General features: G+C 60.3%; 13 protein-coding genes. 7 read left to right on the plus strand and 6 right to left on the minus strand.

The window, feature by feature from the left end:
- Nucleotides 1-118 precede the first annotated feature (118 nt).
- From ahcY to trxA, 7 genes are all read left to right on the plus strand, one after another.
- Nucleotides 119-1519, plus strand: coding sequence for an adenosylhomocysteinase (gene ahcY / locus N434_RS05315; RefSeq protein ID WP_065114457.1), 1401 nt, complete (start codon nucleotides 119-121; stop codon nucleotides 1517-1519).
- 208 nt (nucleotides 1520-1727) lie between these two features.
- Nucleotides 1728-4313, plus strand: coding sequence for a sensor histidine kinase (locus N434_RS05325; RefSeq protein WP_110756524.1), 2586 nt, complete (start codon nucleotides 1728-1730; stop codon nucleotides 4311-4313).
- On the plus strand, nucleotides 4310-5821 hold the full coding sequence (gene tsaE / locus N434_RS05330; RefSeq protein WP_110756526.1) for a tRNA (adenosine(37)-N6)-threonylcarbamoyltransferase complex ATPase subunit type 1 TsaE: 1512 nt from the start codon (nucleotides 4310-4312) through the stop codon (nucleotides 5819-5821). The genes N434_RS05325 and tsaE overlap by 4 nt, the downstream gene beginning before the upstream one ends.
- 16 nt (nucleotides 5822-5837) lie before the next feature.
- A complete protein-coding gene (locus tag N434_RS05335; RefSeq protein WP_110756528.1) occupies nucleotides 5838-6575 on the plus strand; it encodes a nucleotidyltransferase family protein in 738 nt (245 codons plus the stop codon).
- Nucleotides 6572-9757, plus strand: a complete 3186-nt coding sequence (addB, locus tag N434_RS05340) for a double-strand break repair protein AddB (protein ID WP_110756530.1) — start codon at nucleotides 6572-6574, stop codon at nucleotides 9755-9757. Before N434_RS05335 ends, addB begins: the two co-directional genes overlap by 4 nt.
- On the plus strand, nucleotides 9747-13304 hold the full coding sequence (gene addA / locus N434_RS05345; RefSeq protein ID WP_110756531.1) for a double-strand break repair helicase AddA: 3558 nt from the start codon (nucleotides 9747-9749) through the stop codon (nucleotides 13302-13304). Before addB ends, addA begins: the two co-directional genes overlap by 11 nt.
- Nucleotides 13305-13381: 77 nt before the next feature.
- Nucleotides 13382-13702: a thioredoxin gene (gene trxA / locus N434_RS05350; RefSeq protein ID WP_065114451.1), complete on the plus strand. Its 321-nt coding sequence runs from the start codon at nucleotides 13382-13384 to the stop codon at nucleotides 13700-13702.
- Nucleotides 13703-13750: 48 nt separating this feature from the next.
- On the opposite strand, the gene N434_RS05355 is transcribed toward trxA, so the two are convergent.
- The 6 genes from N434_RS05355 to N434_RS05380 form a co-directional block, all read right to left on the minus strand.
- On the minus strand, nucleotides 13751-15130 hold the full coding sequence (locus N434_RS05355; protein WP_181423885.1) for a bifunctional folylpolyglutamate synthase/dihydrofolate synthase: 1380 nt from the start codon (nucleotides 15128-15130) through the stop codon (nucleotides 13751-13753).
- 86 nt (nucleotides 15131-15216) lie between these two features.
- Entirely contained in the window at nucleotides 15217-16113 is an 897-nt protein-coding gene (gene accD, locus N434_RS05360; protein WP_065114449.1) for an acetyl-CoA carboxylase, carboxyltransferase subunit beta, read from the minus strand.
- Between the two features lie 27 nt (nucleotides 16114-16140).
- Nucleotides 16141-16980 (minus strand): tryptophan synthase subunit alpha, encoded by an 840-nt coding sequence (trpA, locus tag N434_RS05365; RefSeq protein WP_110756835.1) that lies wholly within the window; start codon nucleotides 16978-16980, stop codon nucleotides 16141-16143.
- Between the two features lie 4 nt (nucleotides 16981-16984).
- Nucleotides 16985-18205, minus strand: a complete 1221-nt coding sequence (trpB, locus tag N434_RS05370) for a tryptophan synthase subunit beta (protein ID WP_110756533.1) — start codon at nucleotides 18203-18205, stop codon at nucleotides 16985-16987.
- Nucleotide 18206: 1 nt separating this feature from the next.
- The gene (locus N434_RS05375) at nucleotides 18207-18869 is read right to left on the minus strand and encodes a phosphoribosylanthranilate isomerase (RefSeq protein WP_065114447.1); all 663 of its coding nucleotides are present in this window, start codon (nucleotides 18867-18869) and stop codon (nucleotides 18207-18209) included.
- 102 nt (nucleotides 18870-18971) lie between these two features.
- Nucleotides 18972-19739: a M48 family metallopeptidase gene (locus N434_RS05380; protein WP_110756535.1), complete on the minus strand. Its 768-nt coding sequence runs from the start codon at nucleotides 19737-19739 to the stop codon at nucleotides 18972-18974.
- Nucleotides 19740-19800: the final 61 nt, after the last annotated feature.

Genomic DNA, 19800 nt, shown 5'->3' on the forward strand with positions numbered 1-19800 from the left:
TATAAAGACATAAAGACTTCTTTATATCATCATTGCCAGATCGTTCGTGGCCTGCTAAACCGCTGCTACGTTTAAAAGCCGGGCCGCAAGGCGTGGCGTTTCTGATCTGGAGAACTTCATGAGCCTTGAGAAGGACTACATCGTCGCCGATATCAACCTTGCCGCATTCGGCCGCAAGGAGCTGGACATCGCCGAAACCGAAATGCCGGGCCTGATGTCCTGCCGCAAGGAATTTGGCGAAAGCAAGCCGCTGAAGGGCGCACGCATCACCGGTTCTCTTCACATGACGATCCAGACCGGCGTTCTGATCGAGACGCTGAAGGAACTGGGCGCGGACATCCGCTGGGCCTCCTGCAACATCTTTTCGACCCAGGACCATGCGGCAGCGGCCATTGCCGCAGCCGGCATTCCGGTCTTCGCCGTCAAGGGTGAAACCCTGACGGAATATTGGGAATATACCGACAGGATCTTCCAGTGGACCGATGGCGGCCTCTCCAACATGATCCTCGACGATGGCGGCGACGCCACCATGTATATCCTGCTCGGCGCACGCGCCGAAGCCGGTGAGGATGTTCTGTCCAACCCCGGCTCCGAAGAAGAAGAAATCCTCTTCGCGCAGATCAACAAGCGCCTGAAGGCTTCTCCCGGCTGGTTCACCAAACAGCGCGACGCACTGAAGGGTGTCACGGAAGAAACGACGACCGGCGTTCACCGTCTTTACGATCTCAGCAAGAAGGGCCTGCTGCCCTTCCCGGCGATCAACGTCAATGACAGCGTCACCAAGTCGAAGTTCGACAACAAATACGGCTGCAAGGAATCGCTCGTCGACGGCATTCGCCGCGCAACCGACGTGATGATGGCCGGCAAGGTTGCCGTTGTCTGCGGTTATGGCGATGTGGGCAAGGGTTCTGCCGCCTCGCTGCAGGGCGCCGGCGCCCGCGTGAAGGTCACCGAAATCGACCCGATCTGCGCGCTTCAGGCTGCCATGGACGGTTTCGAGGTCGTTCGTCTGGAGGACGTGGTTTCCTCCGCCGATATCTTCATCACCACCACTGGCAACAAGGACGTCATCCGCATCGAGCATATGCGCGAGATGAAGGACATGGCCATCGTCGGCAATATCGGCCATTTCGACAACGAGATTCAGGTCGCCTCGCTGCGTAACCTGAAGTGGACGAACATCAAGCCGCAAGTCGACATGATCGAGTTCCCGAAGGGCAACCGCATTATCCTGCTGTCGGAAGGCCGCCTGCTGAACCTCGGCAACGCGACCGGCCACCCGTCCTTCGTCATGTCGGCTTCCTTCACCAACCAGGTGCTGGGCCAGATCGAGCTCTTTACCAAGCAGGGCGAATACAAGAACGAAGTTTACGTGCTGCCGAAGCACCTCGACGAGAAGGTCGCACGCCTTCATCTCGAGAAACTCGGTGTGCGGCTGACCGAACTTTCCGACCTCCAGGCAGATTATATCGGCATCTCCAAGGAAGGTCCGTTCAAGGCTGAACACTACAGATATTAATATCATAGTTAATATCCACTGAAATTACACAATATCTAGATGCCGTGCGCTTGACAAAGCGTGCGGCATCTTTTTTGCGCCCTCCCTTTCCGCAGATTTATGAAGGCGGTATTGTCATCAGACTTGATTCGGACACGCCACAGGGCGGCGCGGACGAAATGGGATGTCTTGTCGAAGATGCGGCACATAGGACGGAGACAGACCGGGGATGACGGTTCACAATTCGGATCTGCGCGAGCAGACAGTTCAACGCGTTGAAAACACGCAGGCTGGCGTGACATTGAGCGCGCAGGCTCTGGCGCGTTGCCGGCTGGCGATCAGCGCGGTCCGGACAGGCTTCTCACGGCTGCCCGTGCTGATGTCGGGTACGATACTCGCCGGTTCGGCAAGCGTTGCGCTGGCTCAGGACGGCCTTGTCGCAAAGACCGGCGCAAGACTGTTCTCTTCCGGGGAAACAATTACCTATTCGCTGTTCGTCGGCATGCTTTCGGCAACGCTGTTTTCCGTCGTCTGGCTGGTGCGCCAACGGGGCAATATCGAGGCGGAAAGCAGCGAATACCGCCAGGCGCTTGCCGAAACCCATCACAAGATTGCCAAATATGAAGCGCTGATTTCCGACAAGGGCCGGCGCATCGTCATCTGGGACGGCGCCGACAAGCGGCCGGAGTTTCTGGGACAATTGCCCATGGAAACCGGCGCCCCGCAGGCGGACCATGATTTTCTTGCCTTCGGACGCTGGCTGAAACCGTCCTCCGCGAGCCAGCTTGAAAAATCCCTCGAAAAACTTCGCAGCCACGCACAGAGTTTCGATCTGACCGTAGAGACGCAGCGCGGCGAAGTGATCGAAGTTCAGGGCCGGGTTTCCGGCGGCAATGCCTTTGCGCGTTTCGTGGCCCTCAACAATCTGCGTGCAGAGCTTGCCGAACTGCAGGTGGAGCGCGAGCGCCTGATCGCCTCCGTCTCGACATTTCAGGAGCTTCTCGATTCCATCGAGCAACCCGTCTGGCGGCGCAATGGCGAAGGCGACCTCATCTGGGTCAACCATGCCTATGCACAGGCGGTGGATGCGCGGAGCACCGAACAGGCCGTTCAGGAAAAACGCGAGCTGCTGAACACTGTTACCCGGCAGAAGATACGCGCGGCGGCGACCCCGGAATCGCCCTATCATGACCGTATTTCGACGGTGGTTTCCGGCAACCGCACCTTTTTCGATGTCGTCGATATCAAGACGGCGGCCGGCTCGGCCGGCATCGCCATTGATGCAACCGAGGCGGAAGCCATCAGCGAGGAACTCAAGCGGGTCCTGAAGAGCCACGCCGAAACGCTGGATCATCTGGCAACCCCCGTCGCCATTTTCGATGGCCGGCAGCGGCTGCAATTCTACAACCAGGCTTTTGCGACCCTCTGGGGCTTCGATCTGGTTTTCCTCGAATCCGGGCCTGACAATTCCGAACTTCTGGACAGGCTGCGCACCGCCGGCAAATTGCCGGAGCAGCTGAACTGGAAGAACTGGAAGGAGACGGCGCTTTCCGTCTACCGCTCGCTCGATACCAAGACCGATCTCTGGCACCTGCCGAACGGGCAGACGCTGCGGGTAATCGCAACGGCTCATCCGCAGGGTGGCGCTACCTGGGTTTTCGAAAACCTGACCGAACAGGTCGACCTGCAGATGCGCTACAACACGCTGGTAAAGGTGCAGGGCGAGACCATCGACCATCTGGCGGAAGGGGTCGCCGTGTTTGGCGCGGATGGACGCATTCGCCTGTCCAACCCGGCATTCCGGGCGCTCTGGGGCGTGACCGCCGATCAGGCGGAAACGGGAACCCATATTCGCGCCATCGAAACCGCCTGCGCGCAGTCCTACGACAGGCCGGATGGCTGGCGTTCCTTCAGCCAGTTCATCACCAGCTTCGACGACGAACGGCCGTCGCGGCAGGGCACGCTGGAACTGCTTTCCGGTCTCGTGCTCGACTATGCGATCATTCCGCTGCCGGATGCACAGACCATGCTGACCTTCGTCAACATGACCGACAGCGTGCGGGCAGAGCGGGCGCTCAAGGAAAAGAACGACGCGCTCCTCAAGGCCGACGAGTTGAAGAACGATTTCGTGCAGCATGTTTCCTACGAGCTGCGCTCGCCGCTGACGAATATCATCGGCTTTACCGACCTCCTGAAAACACCCGGCATCGGCCAATTGACGGAACGGCAGGCGGAATATCTCGATCATATTTCCACCTCGTCCTCGGTTCTTCTGACCATCGTCAACGATATTCTGGATCTCGCGACCGTCGATGCCGGCATCATGCAGCTCAATTATTCGGATAATGATCTGAACGAGTTGCTTGAAGACGTTTCGGTGCAGATCGCCGACCGGCTGCAGGAGAGCGGCATTTCGCTCGAGATCGTCGCGCCGGCCCATCTCGGCAGTCTGGTGGCGGATCACCAGCGCCTGAAACAGATCCTCATCAAGCTGCTGACCAACGCGATCAATTTTGCGCCGGAGGGGTCTTCGGTTGAGCTCTCCTGCCAGCGCAGCGAAGGTGATTTCGTATTCTCGGTGGCGGACAAGGGACCGGGCATTCCGGAAGACATGCTGAAGACGGTCTTCGACCGCTTCGCAACACGCGGCAATGGCGGGCGAAGGACCGGTGCGGGGCTTGGCCTTTCCATCGTCGAAAGCTTCGTCAGCCTCCATCACGGCACCGTCAGCATCGACAGCCGGCCCGGCAACGGCACCATCGTCACCTGCCGCATTCCCGCCGGCACGCGCCCGCATTCCATCGCTGCAGAATGAGCGAAGACATCTTGCCGATCACCATTCCCCTTGCGGGAGAAAAAGACACCATCAGGCTCGGCGAAGACCTTGCGCTGGCCCTGAAGGCCGGCGATTGCCTGGCGCTGATCGGCGACCTCGGCGCCGGCAAGTCGACCCTCGCCCGCGCCTTCATCCGGGCAATGGCGGATGAGCCTGGTCTCGAAGTTCCAAGCCCCACCTTCACGATCATCCAGACCTATGCCACGCGCATTCCGGTTGCCCATCTCGATCTCTACCGGCTGTCGGACGTATCGGAACTGGACGAGCTCGGCATCGACGAGATGCTGGAGGATGGCATCTGCCTGATCGAATGGCCCGAGATTGCCGGCGAAGTTCTGCCGCCGGACCAGACGATCACCCTGCGGCTTACGCATTCGGGGGAAGGTCGTGTGGCCGTGATCGAGGCTCCCGCCCAACAGAAGACGCGGCTCGATCGTGTTTTCGCCATCCGCGAATTTCTGGCAAGAAATGGCAGGGGCGATGCGGTCCGTCGCTTTTTGAGCGGTGACGCTTCCACACGCGCCTATGAGACCATTTCAACCGAGGGTCCCGACCTTATTCTGATGGACTGGCGACGGCCCTTGAGGGGTGCGATCATCGCCGATGGCAAGACCTATGCGGAAATCGCCCATCTTGCCCAGGATGCCCGCTCGTTCGTGGCGATCGGCAATTATCTGCGAAACAGCGGCTTCCGTGCACCGGAGATTCTGGCGGCGGATATCGATCAGGGCATTCTTCTTCTGGAGGACCTCGGCCGGGATGGTGTGCTTGCGCCTGACGGAACGCCGATGGAGGACCGCTATCTGCAAAGCGTGGCCTGTCTCGCCGCACTTCATCAGGCTCCTTTACCCGACGTGCTGCCGGTGGTTGATGGCAGCGTCTATGAAGTTCCGCCCTTTGACCGGCAGGCAATGAAGATCGAGGTCTCGCTGCTGGCGGAGTGGTATCTGCCCCATAAACGCGGTAAACCGCTCAGCGATAGTGAGAAGAGTGACTATTACGCCCTCTGGGACAGCCTGATCGACTCGCTCGCCGGCTGCGAAACAGGGCTTCTGCTGCGCGATTTCCATTCGCCCAACCTTCTCTGGCAGGCGCAGAATAGCGGCATCCGGCAGGTCGGCCTGATCGATTTTCAGGACGCGATGATCGGCCCGACCGCCTATGATCTCGCCTCCATCGTGCAGGATGCACGGGTCACCATCGCGCCCGAGCTGCAGGCACGTCTGCTCTCCCACTATCTGGAGCGCAGAAGACGTGAACCCTCATTCGATGAAGCCGCTTTCCACAGGGCTTTCGCCATCATGTCGGCACAGCGCAACTGCAAGCTCGCCGGTATCTGGGTCAGGCTGATGGAACGGGACGGCAAACCCGGTTATATGAAACATATGCCGAGGACGCTCCGCTACCTCACCGCTGCGTTTTCGCATCCGGAACTTGCGCCGCTCCGGGACTGGTGCCTCCGCATGGGCATGGAATTTAACGACTGAAAGACGGTTGACCACGATGACGATCAAAAACGCGATGGTGCTGGCCGCCGGGCTTGGCACGCGGATGCGCCCGATCACCGATACGATCCCGAAGCCGCTCGTCAGAATCGCCGGCAAACCGATGATCGATTACGCGCTCGACGCCCTTGTCGAAGCCGGGGCCGAGAAGATCGTCGTCAATGTGCACCACCATGCCGATCAGATGATCGCCCACCTCGGACACCGAAACGACGCGGAAATCCTGATCTCCGATGAACGCACGCAGCTGATGAATTCCGGCGGCGGCCTTGCAAAAGGCCTGAAGCTTCTGGAGCCCGGCCCGGTCTTCGTCATGAATGCCGATCTCTTCTGGATCGGCGAGCAGCTGAATGCCGGCAGTAATCTGCGCAAGCTTGCGCAATTCTTCGACCCGGCCCACATGGATATGGCGCTGCTCTGTGTCGATATGGACCGCACCACGGGCCATAATGGCAAGAGGGATTTCAACCTCTTCGAAGACGGAAAACTGGCGCGTTATCGCGATGCCGACCCGAAGCCTGTGGTTTACGCGGGCGCCATAGCCATGGATTCGCGCCTGCTTGACGACGCACCGGCAGATGCCTTCAACCTCAATATCTATTTCGACCGCGCCATAGAAAAAGACCGGCTTTTCGGCCTTTCGCTGGATGGCCACTGGATCACCGTCGGCACGCCGGATGCCATAGAAGACGCAGAAAACATCATCCGGCAATTCAGGGAAAAACGCTCTGCATGACGCTCACCCACCACGCAAAGCGCGTCCTGACGATCGCTGCGGGAACACCGTTCCTCAAAACGCTCGCGGAAACGCTGTGTGACGGGAGACTGACAGCCGATTATAGATATGATCCAGCCGATCCGCTTTCACTGGCCAAGGTGACGATCTATGTGCCGACGCGGCGCTCGGCCCGCGTGCTGCGCTCCGAATTCGTCGATCTTCTCGGCGGCCGGTCCGCCATTCTGCCGCTGATCCGGCCACTGGGCGAAACGGATGACGATAGCGGCTTTTTCGATATCGAAAATCCCGAGATCATGGACCTCGCACCGCCGATTTCCGGCACCGGCCGGCTGATCGAACTCGCACGTCTCATCCTGGCCTGGCGTAACAGCCTGCCGGACGCCATCCGGGCTGTCCATCTGGATTCACCGCTCGTCGCTCCCGCCAGCCCCGCCGATGCCATATGGCTGGCGCGTGCGCTCGGCGAGGTGATCGATGCCATGGACACGGAAGAAAAGGACTGGGAGGCGCTTCAGCATCTCGATACCGGCGACCACGCGCAATGGTGGCAGCTGACGGCGGATTTCCTGAAGATCGCCAGCGTATTCTGGCCCGCTCGTCTTGTCGAGCTCAACCGGTCGTCCGCCGGCCGGCATCGCAACGCCATCCTGCGGGCGGAGGCGAACCGGCTTGCAAATTTGCCGGATACGGGACCGGTCATCGTCGCAGGGTCGACGGGCTCCATTCCTGCGGCAGCCGATCTTATCGCCGCCGTTGCCGCCCTGCCCCAAGGCACTGTCGTGCTTCCAGGGCTCGACCTTGCCATGCCGGAGGAGCAATGGCAGGCGATCGCCGAAGACCCTACCGATCCTTCGAGCCGCACGCATTCGCAATACGGGCTTTATATGCTGCTGCAGAAGCTCGGTATCCTGCGCGACGACGTGGTTCAGATCGGCGCCATCGACCGCGATCTCGAAAAACGCGCAGCCGTGTTTTCTGCCGCACTCGCACCGGCCAAATCCACCAGCGACTGGAACCGTTGGCGCGAAGACAGGGAACCCGGCTTTTTCAACGCGGCTTTCGCAACGGCCACATTGATAGAAGCCGCCAACGAGCGCGAGGAGGCAACCGCCATAGCCGTGGCGCTCAGGCTGGCGCTGGAGGTCCCGGGTGCGGAACGTCCTTCACAGGCGGCATTGATAACACCCGACCGCGGACTGGCGCGGCGCGTGGCAACTGAGCTGCAGCGCTTCGGCATCGAGGCGGACGATTCCGCTGGTACACCGCTTTCCGCCACACCGCAGGCGGGGCTGACACAATTGGCACTGGAGGCAATCCTCAGGCCGGGAGACCCGGTGCCGATCATTTCGCTTTTAAAACACCCCCTCGCCCGCTTCGGGCTCTCCGCGGATGCTTTCGCACAGGCAGCGAAAGCGCTGGAGCTGATCGCGCTGCGTGGCGGCAGGGTCGAGACGGGGATTGGCGATCTGGAAGCGGTTCTCGACGCGCAGCTTCTGGCGCAGCGCGATGACCGGCACCCCCCCGCCTGGCGGCTGGCGCTGCCGGAGGCCAGCGCGGAAGCCGCGCGCGATCTGGCACGGCGGATCGCCGTTGCGACCGAGCCGCTTGGCTCTGCCTTTGTCCGTCGGGATCGATCCGGCCGCGCCTTCACCGACAAACTGGCACTTTCCGATTGGGCAGAGCGGACAGGTCGCGTGATCGAAGCCATCTGTGCGGATGATACCAACGATCTGGCCACGCTCTGGTCCGGTGAGGCGGGAGACAAGCTCTCCAGCCTCTTTGCGGAACTGATGGAAAGCGGTGAAATCCTCGATGCGGACGGACCGCAATGGATCGATATTTTCGCAGCGCTGGTGGCCGGTGAATCGATCAAGCCGCGATCCATGCGCCATCCGCGTATTTTCATCTTCGGTGCGCTTGAGGCACGGCTGCAGAGCGTCGACACCGTCGTCATCGGCGGTCTCAATGAAGGGCTCTGGCCGGGCCAGACGGCGAATAATCCGTTCCTGTCCCGCACCATGAAAACCGCTATCGGACTGGAGCCGCCGGAACGTCGTATCGGCCAGCTGGCGCATGACTTCGAGATGGCCAATGGTACGCGACAGATATTCTATACCCGTGCGCTCAGGCAGGGCTCCACACCTGCCGTCGCTTCGCGCTGGCTGCAACGGCTGCTGGCTCTGGGCGGTGAGGATTTTGCCGGAGAACTGAAGAAACGCGGCGAGACCTATCGGCATTGGGCCGGCCTGATGGATGAAAGCATCGATCAGGAAGCCGCCAAACGCCCTGCACCGAAACCGCCGGCCGCTCTGCAGCCGACGCGCTATTCCTTCAGCGAAGTGGGACGGCTGCGGCGCGATCCCTATTCGATCTATGCGCGGCGCATTTTGAAGCTCGATCCTCTCGATCCGTTCAACCGCGATCCCAACGCCGCCGACCGCGGCACGCTCTATCACACGATTATCGAGCGTTATTCCCGCGAGGGGCATATTCCCGGCACACCGGCTTCGCTTGAGGCGATGCAGCGCATTCTGGACGAGTGTTTCGATGCGGAGAACCTGCCCCCGCATGTGGATGTCATCTGGCGGCCACGCTTTGCAGCGGTAGCCCGTGCCTTCATCGACTGGGAGAAGGAACGCCATCCAGCCATTCGCCACAGTTTTTTTGAAGCGCGCGCCGGACAGGAAATCACCGAGGCGGGCATAAGACTGACCGGCATTGCCGACCGGATCGACATCAAGACCAACGGTCAGGCGGATATTATCGACTACAAGACCGGGCTTGCGCCATCCGTCAATCAGGCGCGCGCGCTGCTCGACCCGCAGCTCGCGCTGGAGGCGGCGGCACTGATGCGCGGTGCCTTCCGCGAAGCCGGATCACCCACGCCTGAAAACCTTATCTATGTACGCCTGCGGCCGGGCGAGCGCTTCTTTGCCGATCAGGTCAATAACGAACATTCCAGCCGCAGCGGCAAGAGACCACCAAAATCAGCCATTGAACTGGCGACGGAATCGATCGAGCAACTTGCCAAGTTCGTGCGCTCGCTGCGCGAAGGCGAGAATGGTTTTGCCTCACGGCTGGTGCCGGAAGAGCAGCAATCCTATGGCGGGGAATATGATCACCTCGCCCGCGTTTCGGAATGGTCGACGGCAGAACCGGGAGACGGCGATGACGATTGACCCCTTCGACGCCGGCCCCGCCGCTGACACGCCTGAGAGCTGGATCGACTGGACCAGCGCGCGGCAGCGGCTTGCCTCCGATCCGTCGAGCTCCGCCTGGGTGTCCGCCAATGCCGGCTCGGGCAAGACCCATGTGCTGACCCAGCGTGTCATCCGCCTGCTTCTGGCCGGATGCCGTCCCTCCGCGATCCTCTGCCTCACCTATACCAAGGCTGCCGCGTCGGAAATGTCGAGCCGTGTCTTCGACCGCCTGGCGGAATGGGCTACTTTGCCGGATTCCGATCTTAAGGACCGTATCACCGCCATTGAAGGAAGAGCGCCAGATCGCATCAAGCTTGCGGAAGCGCGCAGACTGTTCGCCAAGGCGCTGGAAACGCCCGGCGGCCTGAAAATCCAGACCATCCACGCTTTCTGCGAGGCACTGCTGCATCAGTTTCCGCTGGAGGCCAATGTCGCCGGTCATTTTTCCGTACTCGACGACCGGGCCGCAACCACCCTCCTGGCTGAAGCACGCCGTTCGCTTCTGACGGCGGTTTCGACGGAGCGCGATGCGGAACTGGCCCAGTCGCTGGCCTATGTGCTCGATCTCGCCGACGAAAGTGGGCTGGAATCGCTGCTCTCCGCCATCATCGCCAATCGCAGCGCCCTTCGCGGCTTTCTGCTCGACGCCAAACAATCTGGCGGCATTGATGCCCGGCTGCGGCAGGCGATGAAGATCGCAGATGGAGAGACCGAAGAAACGGCAGCGGCGGCCTTCTGGCCCTTGCCCGGCCTCTCCGGGCTCGCACTCGATACCTATCTGACACTTGCAGACGAGGTCGGCGGATCGCGTGTCATCGATGTCGCTTACGCCCTCAGGGAGGCGAAACGGCAGTCGGACCCGGTGCGGCGGATGGAATTCATCGAGGCCGCACTGCTGACGGCCAAGGGCGAAAAGAAATCGGATACCTATGTCATCAACAAGGGCATGCAGAAATCCGCTCCTGATCTTGTCGACGCATTGACGCTGGCGCGCGACCATGTGGTTGCCTGCCGCAACCGTTACCGCCTGGTGCGGATGCTGGCGGCGACCAAATGCGCCCTTATTCTGGCCGAACGGCTGATCGGTGATTTCGAGGATTTGAAAAAGCAGCGCAGCCAGCTCGATTTCGAGGATCTGATCGAGCGCGCCGCCAATCTGCTCAACCGCGATACGGCGGGTGCATGGGTGCATTACAAGCTCGATCAGGGCATCGACCATATTCTCGTTGACGAGGCACAGGATACGAGCCCGGTGCAATGGTCGATCATCCAGTCGCTGGCGGCGGATTTCTTCACCGGCGAAAGCGCCCGCATGGGGCAGCGGACGCTGTTTGCCGTGGGTGATGAAAAACAGTCGATCTACTCCTTCCAGGGTGCGCGGCCGGAACGGTTCTCGCAGGAGCGCGACGAGACCAAAAGGCGCGTCGATTCGGTGGAGCAGGCCTTTCACCGCATCCGCCTGCCTCTTTCTTTCCGCTCCACGGAAGATGTGCTGGCCGCCGTCGATCAGGTCTTCTCGATCCCGCAAAATGCCAGCGGCCTCAGCGCCGATAATGAGCCGGTGGAGCACCGCTCGAACCGCGCCGGCCATCCCGGCACCGTGGAAGTCTGGGACATGGTGGCGCCCGAAACCACTGAGGACGAAGAGGACTGGACGGCGCCTTTCGATGCGCTGCGCGAAAGCGCGCCGGCCACCATCGTCGCGCGTCGCATCGCCGCACGCATCGCCGACATGATCGGACGTGAAACCATCATTGAAAAGGGCGTGGAACGGGCTGTCGAGCCGGGTGACATTCTGGTGCTGGTGAGAAAACGCCATGCCTTCGTCAATGCGCTGACCCGTGAGCTGAAGCGGCGCAAGAATATTCCCGTTGCCGGCGCCGACCGTCTTCGTCTGACAGACCATATTGCCGTGCAGGATCTCCTGGCGCTCGGCCGGTTCGTGGTATTGCCTGAGGACGATCTGTCGCTTGCCGCACTCTTGAAAAGCCCGCTTTTCAACCTGACGGAAGATGACGTCTTCGAGATAGCCGCCGCGCGAACCGAGACGGAGAGCGTGTGGTGGAGGCTGCAGATGCTTTCACAGAAAGAAAATAGCCACCTTTCCGTCGTTACCGGCAAACTGCAAAACTTCATCGCGCTCTCTAAAACAGCCACCGTGCATGACTTCTTCGCGGCGGTTCTGACGCTGCATGACGGGCGCAAGAAGTTTCTCGGAAGGCTTGGCAACGAAGCAAGCGACGTTCTGGATGAATTCCTGTCCTTTGCACTGGACCACGAAAGAACGGGGTTGCCCGGCCTGCAGGCCTTTCTTTCCGTTCTGGAGACCGATTCGCCGGAAGTGAAGCGCGAGCAGGACAAGGATCGCGGCGAAGTGCGCATCATGACCGTACATGCCTCCAAGGGGTTGGAAGCGCCGGTCGTTTTTGTCGTCGATGGCGGCTCGAAGGCCTTCAATCACAGCCATGTGCCGAAACTGCGCTTCATCGAGGCGGGCGAAGACACCTTCCCCGTCTGGCTGCCCGGCAGCGGCTTCTCCAACCATCTCATCCGCTCGGATGAAGAACGGCTGAAGACGGCTGCGGAAGATGAATATCGCCGGCTGCTTTATGTGGCGATGACCCGTGCCGCCGATCATCTGGTCGTCTGCGGTTATCGCGGCCAGAAAGAAAACCCCGAATGCTGGCACGCCATCGTCAAGGCGGCGCTTGCAGACAATCAGGACCATTGCCGGCCGCACGTATTCGTGGCCGATGGCGAGGAGTGGCAGGGGCTTGTGTGGCGCAAATCCGAGCCTCGTCCGGCATCCACCCCGCAAATGTTGCCGGAGACGCAGCAGGAGGAGGACCACGCTCTTCCGGCGGGGCTTCTCGCCCCCCTGCCGGCCCTGCCCGCTCTGCCAAGACCGCTCAGCCCTTCCGGCGCAGGCACCATCATCGATGACGGCGCGGACGATCTGGCCGTGCGTTCACCGTTGTTCGGAGAAAAAGCGGAGGCATCCAGCCTTGCCTTGCAGCGCGGCCGGCTGGTGCATCGCATGCTGCAGGCCCTGCCGGATTTTACGGAGAATGAGCGCGAAGAGGCAGCCCGCCGTTATGCGGAGCGGGCAGCCCGTTTCTGGCCCGCTGCCGAGCGCGAGCATTTGATACAGGCGGTTTTGCGGGTTCTGTCCGAACCGGCGGTGCAACCGGCCTTTTCCGCCAACAGCCGTGCGGAAATATCGATCATGGGCACGATGACGATCGGCAGGCAGCAATATGCCGTCTCCGGCCGCATCGACCGGCTGGCAGTGGAAGGCAACCGCGTCATTCTTGTCGATTACAAGACGAACCGCGTTCCCCCACGTGAAGCACGCGAGATCCCCTTCTCCCATGTCGCGCAGCTTGCGATTTATCGTGAAATTCTGGCACCGCTCTATCCCGGCAAGGAATTTGTCTGCGCACTGATCTATACGGAAAATGCCGCTTTTGTGCGGGTTGACGACGATGCCATGGCGGAGGCCCTTGCCGCAATAAAGACAAAGTGAGATACCGGGGCATTGAAATTCCGTCGCGCCCGCATCACATCGATAGCGGAAAAGTTTAGCTGAAAGGAGAGCCAGATATGGCTACCGTAAAAGTCGATGCCGCCAACTTCCAGTCCGAAGTCCTCGAATCCGCCGAACCCGTCGTAGTGGATTTCTGGGCCGAATGGTGCGGCCCGTGCAAGATGATCGCGCCGAGCCTTGAGGAAATTTCCTCCGAGCTCGCCGGCAAGGTCAAGGTCGCAAAGCTCAACATCGACGAAAACCCGGAACTGGCCGCCAAGTTCGGCGTTCGCTCCATCCCGACGCTTGCCATGTTCAAGGGCGGCGAAGTGGCTGATATCAAGGTTGGCGCTGCTCCCAAGACCGCGCTTTCCGCCTGGATTTCCAGCGCCGCATAAGTGCTGTCTTATGGAATTGAAAAAGCCCGGCGATAACGCCGGGCTTTTTTATTGGGGAACCGTGCCGTTCAGGGCGAGCGCGTTTCCGGCAAGATAAAGCGATCCGCCGATGAGAATGCGTGGTGGTGGTCCTTCGGGATCGACACGGCGCGACAGCTCTTCCAGGGCGTGGGTGAGCGACGATGTCGGGGCTGCCACCAGTCCCGCGTCGAAGGCCGCGTGGGCGAGCACGACGGGATCGATCGCCGCATCGGTGCCGCCGATCGGCACGGTGAACACATATTCGGCGATATCGGTGAAGGCCTTGAAATAACCCACCGGATCCTTGGTGTTGATCATGCCGGCAATGATGAACAGCGGGCGCGGCGTCTTTTCCTCAAAACCCGCCATGGCCTCGGCAATGACTTCGCCGGCACCCGGATTATGACCGCCATCGATCCAGATTTCTGCACCCTTCGGCGCCATATCAGCGATTTTGCCAGTCAGGACGCGCTGAAGACGGCCGGGCCACTCCACGGAGGTCATGGCCCTCTCGATCATCCGTTCCGTCACCTCGAAACCGGCAGCCTTGACGGCACTGATCGCAGCAGCGGCGTTGGCAAGCTGGTGACGACCGGGAAGCCGCGGCAGCGGCGCATCGGTCAGGCCAAATTCATCCTGATAAACCATGCGGCCAAATTCCTCATGGGCGGAAAAATCCTGTCCATAGACGGAAACGGGGCAGCCAAGCCGCTCAGCAGTGGCGACGAGCGTTTCCAGCGCCGCATCATATTCCTGATGACCGATGACGACGGGAGAGCCCTTTTTCATGATGCCGGCCTTTTCAGCCGCGATCAGTTCCACGCGGTCACCTAGATAAGCCTGATGATCCAGCGAAATCGGCATGATGACGGAGACGGCCGGATTGTTGATCACATTGGTGGCATCGAAGCGTCCACCTAGACCAACCTCGACGATGGCGGCGTCGGCGGGCTGTTCCGCAAAAAGCACGAACATCGCGGCCGTCAGGATTTCGAAAACCGTGATCGTTTGACCAGCATTGGCGGCTTCAATACGGCGCAACGCGTCCGCGAAAATGTCGTCTTCGACATAACGACCTTTATCACCGGCGACGCCGATACGATATCGCTCATGCCAGTTCACCAGATGCGGCGAGGTATGGACATGAACGGAAAGCCCTGCCGCCTCGAGCAGGGCACGGCAAAAGGCCGTCACCGAACCCTTACCATTTGTGCCTGCAACGTGGATAACAGGTGGCATCCTGTTCTGCGGATTGCCGAGTTTTTCGAGAAGACGGGAAATTCTGTCGAGCGAAAGATCGAACCCCTTGGGGTGGAGCTGCATCAGCTCTTCAATGATCTTCTCGGCCTCACTGATCGCGGGCTTCGTCATGTCTTCCGTTCGCCTTTCAGGCGTTTTGCTTGCCATTTGTCCGCCGCACCAAAGATGAAATCATGCAACGTATAGCATCATCCCGAAGGCAGTTTATGCCTTCGGGCGACATATTTTTTTCCTCAGGCCGAAGCGGCCAGCGGGACGACCGCATTTGCAGTCTCAGCAGGCGCTTTGGTCATGATCTTGAGCAGATTGGCCAGAGTGTCGGGGATTTCGCGGCGGTCGATCACCATGTCCACCATGCCGTGTTCCAGCAGATATTCCGATGTCTGGAAGCCTTCCGGCAGTTTTTCGCGAATGGTCTGCTCGATGACGCGCTTGCCTGCGAAGCAAATCTCAGCGCCGGGTTCGGCGATATGCACATCGCCCAGCATGGCGTAGGAGGCCGTGACGCCACCCGTCGTGGGATTTGTCAGAACCACGATATAGGGCATGCCGGCTTCTTTCAGCATGTTCACCGCAACGGTCGTGCGCGGCAGCTGCATCAGCGAAAGAATGCCTTCCTGCATGCGGGCGCCGCCGGAGGCCGGGAACATGACCAGCGGGCAACGCTCGGAAATGGCGCGCTCGAAGGCCTTGACGATAGCTTCGCCGGCGGCGATGCCCAGCGAACCGCCCATGAACTGGAATTCATGCACGACGGCCACGATCTTCAGGCCCTTCAGCAGGCCGACGCCGGCGAGGATGGTGTCTTCCTGCTCGGTCTTCGCACGGCTGTCGCGCAGGCGATCAGTGTATTTTTTGGAGTCACGGAACTTCAAGGGATCCTGCGCCACCTTCGGCTGCGGCAGGGCCTCATAGACGCCGTCATCAAATAGATCGACAAGGCGTGCCTTGGCTGGCATCTTCATATGATAGCCGGAAGCCGGGATGACCCACTTGTTGTCTTCCAGATCCTTGTGGAAGACCATTTCGCCCGTTTCCGGGCACTTGATCCACAGGTTCTCCGGAACCTCCGGGCGGCGGCCAAGCATGGAATTGATCCGCGGCCGAACGTAATTGGTGATCCAGTTCAACTGTCTACTCCTGACTGGGCCGCGCGCTTATTCCGCAGCGGCAAGGCGCGATGCACGCACGCCCGTTGAAAGTCCTTTTACCAGCGTCGTGACGGCCGGCACGGTATCGGCGGTCGCCTTTCCGTCCCTGGTCAGGCTGCCGGCAATCTGGTTGACGATGGCGGAACCAACCACCACGCCATCCGCCACGGCGCCAATCGCCTTGGCATGATCGGCCGTCTTGACGCCGAAACCGACACACACCGGCAGTTCCGTATGCGCCTTGATACGACCGACAGCGCCCGAGATCAACGAGGGATCGGGAAGTGCTGAACCGGTGATACCGTTCATCGAGACGTAATACACGAAACCTGAGGTATTTTTAAGGACGACAGGCAGACGCTTGCCATCCGTCGTCGGCGTGGCGAGACGGATAAAGTTGATGCCGCGCGCAAGCGCCGGAATGCAGAGCTCATCGTCCATTTCAGGCGGCAGATCGACGACGATCAGACCATCAATGCCGGCCGCCAGTGCGTTGTCCAGAAACTTTTCGACGCCGTAAATATAGATCGGATTATAATAGCCCATCATCACGATGGGCGTCGCATCATCACCCTTGCGGAACTCGCGGGCGAGATCGAGCGTGGTCTTCAGCGTCTGGCCGCCCTTCAGCGCGCGCTGGCCGGCCAGCTGAATGGCCGGACCATCCGCCATCGGGTCGGAAAAGGGCATGCCGAGTTCGATAACGTCGGCGCCCGCTTCCGGCAGCGCCTTCATGATGCCGAGCGAGGTTTCAAAATCCGGGTCGCCACCCATGAAATAGGTAATCAGGGCCGGGCGATTTTCAGCGCGCAGATCGGCAAAGCGCTTGTCCATACGTGCAGTCATGATCTTATACATCCATTCCAAGGAACTTGCTGACGGTGTGGACATCCTTGTCGCCACGGCCGGAAAGGTTCATCAGGATGATCTCATCCTTGCCCATCTTCGGCGCGCGCTTGATGACTTCGGCCAAGGCGTGGCTCGGCTCGAGAGCCGGAATGATGCCTTCGAGGCGGGTCAGCATCTGGAAGGCGTCCAGCGCCTCATGGTCCATGATCGGCACATATTCCACGCGGCCGATATCGTTCAGCCAGGAATGCTCAGGGCCGATACCGGGATAATCGAGACCGGCGGAGATCGAATGGCCTTCCTTGATCTGACCGTCCTCATCCTGCAGCAGGTAGGTGCGGTTGCCATGCAGCACGCCCGGCGAACCGGCGGTGATGGAAGCGCAATGCTCGTCGCCCAAAAGACCCTTGCCGCCGGCTTCGACACCGACGATGCGGACATTCTTGTCATCGAGGAAAGGATGGAAGATGCCGATAGCATTCGAGCCGCCGCCCACGGCTGCCACGACCAGATCCGGCAGGCGGCCTTCCGCCTCCAGCATCTGCGCCTTGGCTTCCTCGCCGATAACGGCCTGGAAGTCGCGGACCATTTCCGGATAGGGATGCGGGCCGGCGGCCGTGCCGATCAGATAATAGGTATCCTCGACATTGGTGACCCAGTCGCGCAGGGCCTCGTTCATGGCATCCTTCAGCGTGCCATGGCCAGCCGTGACCGGCTTCACCTCGGCGCCCAGAAGCTTCATGCGGAACACATTCGGAGCCTGACGGGCAACATCGGTCGCGCCCATGTAGACGACGCAAGGCAGGCCGAAGCGTGCGGCAACGGTTGCCGAGGCAACACCATGCTGGCCGGCGCCGGTTTCGGCGATGATGCGGGTCTTGCCCATGCGCTTGGCCAGCAGGATCTGGCCGAGGCAATTGTTGATCTTGTGCGAGCCGGTGTGGTTCAGCTCTTCGCGCTTGAAATAGATCTTCGCGCCGCCGAGTTCCGCCGTCAGGCGTTCCGCAAAATAAAGCGGGCTCGGGCGACCGGTGTAATGCGCGCCGAGGTGCTTGAGTTCGGCCTGAAACTCGGGATCGGTCTTGGCCTTGTCCCACTCCGCCTGCAAATCCAGAATGAGCGGCATCAGCGTTTCGGCAACGAAGCGACCTCCGTAAATGCCGAAACGGCCGTCCTCATCGGGACCAGCGCGAAAAGAATTGGGTGTTGGCGCGTCGTTCACTTCAAGCTCCCTTTGGGCCTTTCGACCAATCATTCACCACATCGAAAAATGCGTCGATCATCGACAGATCCTTGACGCCCGGCGCGCTTTCGACACCGGACGATAAATCTAGTCCGCTTGCCCTGGTCTCCGCCAGCGCCTCGGCGACATTGTCCTTGTTCAATCCCCCGGAAAGCATGTAATCCACACTTCCGTCAAGTGATCGCAGGATGGTCCAGTCGAAGGAGACGCCGTTGCCGCCCGGAAGCTCGGAGCCGGCGGGCGCCTTGGCATCCAGCAGAAAACGGTCGGCTATTCCAATATAGGGGTCGATTTTGGCAAGATCAGCGGCGTCGCGAATGGAAATCGCCTTCATGACAGGCAAACCATAAAGCGCCTTGATGTTCAGCAGCCGTTCCGGGCTTTCATTGCCATGCAGTTGCAGGATGTCCGGTTTGACGAGATCAACGATTTCATCGAGATAATCATTATCGGCATTGACGGTGACGGCGACCACCCTGGCGGCGCCACGGGCGGCTTGCGCCAGCCTTCCGGCAATATCGGGCTCGACGTTGCGAGGGCTTTTTTCAAAGAAAATAAAACCGACATGGGACGCGCCGCGCCTGACGGCGCGCTCCAGCGCTTCCGGTGTCTTCAATCCGCAAATCTTGATATCCGGTTTCATACCCGCGACCTGACATGAAATGCGACAAGAGTCGAGCCAAATCGCATCCATTCCCGATGGAATGTTTCACGTGAATCCAGATGGCGATCCGCGTCGCAGGTTTCAATCGAAATCGATAGCGTGAAGTTTGGAACCGTGGCGTTTCAACCAGCCCTTGGCCTCATCGGTGTGCGGGCAAAGCTTTTCGCACAAAGCCCAGAATTTCGGGCCGTGGTTCATTTCGCGCAGATGCGCGACCTCATGGGCGGCGAGATAATCGATGACCTTTTCCGGGGCCATGACGATGCGCCAGGAAAAGCTCAGATTTCCATCATGGGAACAGGAGCCCCAGCGGCTGCGTGTATCCTTCATGCTGATGGACCGCACCGGCCGGCCGGCCGCGCGCGCATGAACGGCAACCAGTCGCTCCAGATCGGCCTTCGCTTCCTTTTTCAGGAAAGCCGCGATCCGTCTTTTCAGATGCTCGGGCGCGCCGCTCACTTTCAGAACAGACACGCCATCGGCGTCTTTCGCGATGTGGGTCAGCCCCCGCAGGCTGCCGGTATGGTCGATGCGATGGGATACGCCACGAATATCGATGGTGGCGCCGGGACGTAAACCGTCATCGGGGCTGAATTTCAGAAGCTTGCCTTCCAGCCAGCCCTGATGCCTCTCCAGAAAATCATCGACCTGGCGGTGATGCAGACCCATCGGGATCGTCAGCTTCAGCGCCCGGCCGCCCGGTTCGATGCGCAACGTAATGCGTGTCGCACGCGGGTTTTCCCTGACCGTGATCGGCACCTGCCGGCCAGCCACCGCAACGGTGCGCTGGCTCGGCGCGACCTTCTTTGGCGCCGGCGACTTCAGGGATTTTCTGAGGAGCGAAAACATGGACCCTTCATAGCCGATTCGTCCGTCGCTTGGCCATGCAAATGCGTGGCGCCTCCTGCCC

The sequence above is a fragment of the Rhizobium sp. UGM030330-04 genome, assembly GCF_003208455.1.
GTDB lineage: Bacteria > Pseudomonadota > Alphaproteobacteria > Rhizobiales > Rhizobiaceae > Agrobacterium > Agrobacterium rhizogenes_A.

Bases quoted from the DNA above. Each gene is read 5' to 3' on its own strand.
- ahcY (WP_065114457.1), top strand. From the start codon at position 119: ATGAGCCTTGAGAAGGACTACATCGTCGCCGATATCAACCTTGCCGCA.
- N434_RS05325 (WP_110756524.1), top strand. From the start codon at position 1,728: ATGACGGTTCACAATTCGGATCTGCGCGAGCAGACAGTTCAACGCGTT.
- tsaE (WP_110756526.1), top strand. From the start codon at position 4,310: ATGAGCGAAGACATCTTGCCGATCACCATTCCCCTTGCGGGAGAAAAA.
- N434_RS05335 (WP_110756528.1), top strand. From the start codon at position 5,838: ATGACGATCAAAAACGCGATGGTGCTGGCCGCCGGGCTTGGCACGCGG.
- addB (WP_110756530.1), top strand. From the start codon at position 6,572: ATGACGCTCACCCACCACGCAAAGCGCGTCCTGACGATCGCTGCGGGA.
- addA (WP_110756531.1), top strand. From the start codon at position 9,747: ATGACGATTGACCCCTTCGACGCCGGCCCCGCCGCTGACACGCCTGAG.
- trxA (WP_065114451.1), top strand. From the start codon at position 13,382: ATGGCTACCGTAAAAGTCGATGCCGCCAACTTCCAGTCCGAAGTCCTC.
- N434_RS05355 (WP_181423885.1), bottom strand. From the start codon at position 15,130: ATGGCAAGCAAAACGCCTGAAAGGCGAACGGAAGACATGACGAAGCCC.
- trpA (WP_110756835.1), bottom strand. From the start codon at position 16,980: ATGACTGCACGTATGGACAAGCGCTTTGCCGATCTGCGCGCTGAAAAT.
- N434_RS05375 (WP_065114447.1), bottom strand. From the start codon at position 18,869: ATGAAACCGGATATCAAGATTTGCGGATTGAAGACACCGGAAGCGCTG.
- N434_RS05380 (WP_110756535.1), bottom strand. From the start codon at position 19,739: ATGTTTTCGCTCCTCAGAAAATCCCTGAAGTCGCCGGCGCCAAAGAAG.